Origin of the sequence: Nocardiopsis synnemataformans, assembly GCF_965343085.1 — a bacterium.
Lineage (GTDB): Bacteria > Actinomycetota > Actinomycetes > Streptosporangiales > Streptosporangiaceae > Nocardiopsis > Nocardiopsis alborubida.
The window spans coordinates 1-2,899 of sequence record NZ_CBDRFA010000157.1; the positions used below are offsets into that span (position 1 = coordinate 1).

Below are 2,899 nucleotides of genomic sequence, written 5' to 3' on the forward strand. Positions count from 1 at the left end.
GGTGGACAGAACACCCCCCACCCAACCCCTTCTTCGCACTCGGGGCTCAGTGCGCGTTCCCTAAACGGTCAGGTTCGGGACGTCGATCAGGTGGGCGCGCCGCTCCACCAGCTTCCAGTCCGGTTCGGTCTCGCGGTCCCAGTCCACGAACGCCATCGGCCGGTGGACGAACGCCTGTCCGGCCCCGGAGTCGGGGTGCCAGGACGTGAGGGCGAGCAGGCCGACCGGGGTGATGACGTAGGCCCACTCGATGAACACCGGGTCGCACCTCTTGGGGCCGACGGGGCACCGGCAGGTGAGGACCTGTTCGGTCTCCTCTCGTCGCCCGTGGCAGTAGCACTGCGGGTAGAGGTCGTGGTCGGGGTCGTCCAGGTTCCGGAATCCGGTGTGCTCGAAGTGGTCGCGCTCGAACGGTCGGGAGCTGTGGGAGCGGATCAGGGTGGACCATCCGGCCGGGTGGTCCTTGACCAGCACCTGCGCCATGGCTTCGTGGTCACGGTCGAAGGTGTCGTGGTAGAGCCGGAACAGCTCGGCTCCGAGTCCGGTGGGGTAGGAGTCGAAGTGGTGGTAGCGCCCCCACCAGCCCTTGCCGGTGGTGTTGGGCAGGGCGATGGCTCCGCGCGTGCTCACGAGTCGGCTCCCTTCCTCAGCTGGTCGGCGATGTCGGCTGCGGTGTTGAGCTGGTTCGCCAGGTGCCGAGCGCTGTCGGGCGGCAGCGGCACCAAGTGGGCGAGCTGTCCGGTGGGGCACAGCCACGCCATGACCTGGTGGGTGTCGGGTTGCACGGAGGCGCCCACCGTGGGCGCGCTGGATAGGCTGGACATGCCGTATCTCCTCGTTCAGCGATGTGGTGTCGTTGGTTGTCGGTGGTGCGGTGGGGGCTGACCTGCGCCTACAGGTCAGCCCCGGCTCATCTGGTGGGGTGGGACCTCACCGTGAGCCCGTGTGGGGTGCTAGTCGTCGGCTTCCTCGGTGCGGTGGAACTCGACCCATCCCCGGCCGCCCATCCACAGTTCGGCGCGCACCGCTTCCTTGGGCAGCGTCAGTCGGCCGATGGCGCGACGTGCGCCGTCGTAGTCGGGCGGCGCGGTGTGCGTCAGGGCGAAGCGGATCATGCCGGGGACGTCGATGCGGGTGAAGTAGCGCACCAGGTACTCACGAGCGCGCTCCGCCGTGGCGACGTCACGCGCGAACTCGTACTCGTTGGCGAGGTCGTCCAAGACGAACTCCTCGCTCATGGGCTCGCCGCTGTGGTCGCGGCAGGCGGAGACGAAGATGTCCACGACGTCGCGGGCCTTGGGGGCCTGCGGGTGGAACTGGGTCTCTCCGCCGTTGCCCTCGTTGGCGATGATGCCGAGCTTGTGCCCGTCGGCGCGCAGGACGGCCGACCAGGCGATGCCGCAGCCCACGTCGACCTGCTTCAGGCTGGTGACGCGGATCCGGTCGGTGGGCACCCGCATCCGGGTGTGCGTCAGCGTGATCATGTGTGCTCCCTTCGGGTGAGGTGGTCCGGAACCCGCTGTTGGCGGGTCCGAGGGGTCTAGTTGTCGCTGCACAGCACCAAGGTTCGTCCCGCAGCCAGCTCCCAGCGGGCGAAGAACTCGGTGTCGGCAGCCATAGCCGTCGCGAGGCGTGCGGCCAAGGCGTCGGTGGCCTCTTCTCCGGAAGCGGCCACGCACAGGACGTTCACCAGAGCGCCGCTGTCGTAGGTGTCGACGTCGCTGCTCAGGACCACCACGGGGCCGCAGCGCGTGGACGGCACGGTCACCGCGTCGGCGAACCGGGTCAGAACGGTGTACTGCTGGTTCTGGTCCAGCGGTGTGGTGGCATCGAGTGCGAGCGCGAACACTTCCACGGTCAGCACAGCCACGGTCGCTCTCCTCTCCGTGTGTGGGGCGCACTGCGCGCCCCGGTAGGCATGGGGTTCAGGGAACGGTCTGCGGAGCGTGTTCGATCAGGTGTGCGGTGATCTGGTCTGCCACGGCCATAACCTGTTCGGCAGAGGTGTGGGCCGCGTCGGTGTTCTCGGCCCATCCGGCGACGTAGGGCACGGAGTAGGCCAAGGTGTCCAGTCCCATGACCGCGCTGACCAGGCAGGCCACCGATTCGGCTTCGACTTCGCGCCGTTGGCGGGTCAGTCCGGTACGGGTGTGGTGGTCGCACAGGATGTGCGCCAACTCGTGTGTGAGGGTCTTGAGCGCCTGCGCGGAATCGACGGTGTCGCGCACGCGCACGGTGCGGGTGTGGTAGTCGACGTAGCCGTAGGCGTCACCGCAGTCGCCCCGTTCGAGCGTGTATCCGCGCGTGGTCACCATGGCGGCCACCTGGTTCCACAGGTCTTCGGGAGCCGTGCCCCTGAGTTCTACGGGCACAACGTTGACCGGATCCGGCAACGGTTCACCGTCGGTCTGGGAGACGTCGAAGACGGTTTCGACGGTGAAGCCACGCACCTGGTAGCGCGCTCCGGTCTCGTCCGTCTCGGTGGTGTCGCTCTCCTCGGTCACCCGGTAGCGGACCGGCGCGAGGATACGGATACCGCGCTCTCCCCTGCGCACGTGGCGATCGGCTTTCAACCAGGCTCCGAACGCGCGCACGTCGCGCGCGCCGGGGTACTGGGACAGAATCAGCACTAGGTTGTTGACCGAGTAGCGGCGCAGCCACGCACGCGAGGTGAGCATGTCGCGCCAACCGTCGCTGCTGACCAGGTCGGCCACGGCGGTGTTCAGCCGTTCCTGCACCTGCGCAAGGCGCTGGCGCCGCTCTTCCGGAGTGAGTTTCTTGGACTTGCGGGGGGACATGGGACTCCTCTCCCGGGTTGCGTGGTGTGTCTCAACTGCGGTCACCGGCCACAGGTGCGTCTGTGGCCCCTGAGCGTCGTTGAGCGCACCGCCAGCGGTCC

General features: G+C 68.1%; 5 protein-coding genes. All 5 read right to left on the reverse strand.

Translation table 11 applies throughout. The features are described from left to right. Positions 1-60: 60 nt before the first annotated feature. Positions 61-630 (reverse strand): hypothetical protein, encoded by a 570-nt coding sequence (locus ACSIH6_RS39180; protein ID WP_435113923.1) that lies wholly within the window; start codon positions 628-630, stop codon positions 61-63. After that, a complete protein-coding gene (locus tag ACSIH6_RS39185; protein WP_435113925.1) occupies positions 627-824 on the reverse strand; it encodes a hypothetical protein in 198 nt (65 codons plus the stop codon). Before ACSIH6_RS39185 ends, ACSIH6_RS39180 begins: the two co-directional genes overlap by 4 nt. Before the next feature lie 129 nt (positions 825-953). Continuing rightward, complete coding sequence (locus ACSIH6_RS39190) at positions 954-1,484, reverse strand: hypothetical protein (protein ID WP_435113927.1); 531 nt, start codon at positions 1,482-1,484, stop codon at positions 954-956. A gap of 56 nt (positions 1,485-1,540) precedes the next feature. After that, entirely contained in the window at positions 1,541-1,870 is a 330-nt protein-coding gene (locus tag ACSIH6_RS39195) for a hypothetical protein (protein ID WP_435113929.1), read from the reverse strand. A 55-nt stretch (positions 1,871-1,925) separates the two neighbouring features. Then, positions 1,926-2,798: an ArdC-like ssDNA-binding domain-containing protein gene (locus tag ACSIH6_RS39200; RefSeq protein ID WP_435113931.1), complete on the reverse strand. Its 873-nt coding sequence runs from the start codon at positions 2,796-2,798 to the stop codon at positions 1,926-1,928. Between the last annotated feature and the right edge of the window lie 101 nt (positions 2,799-2,899).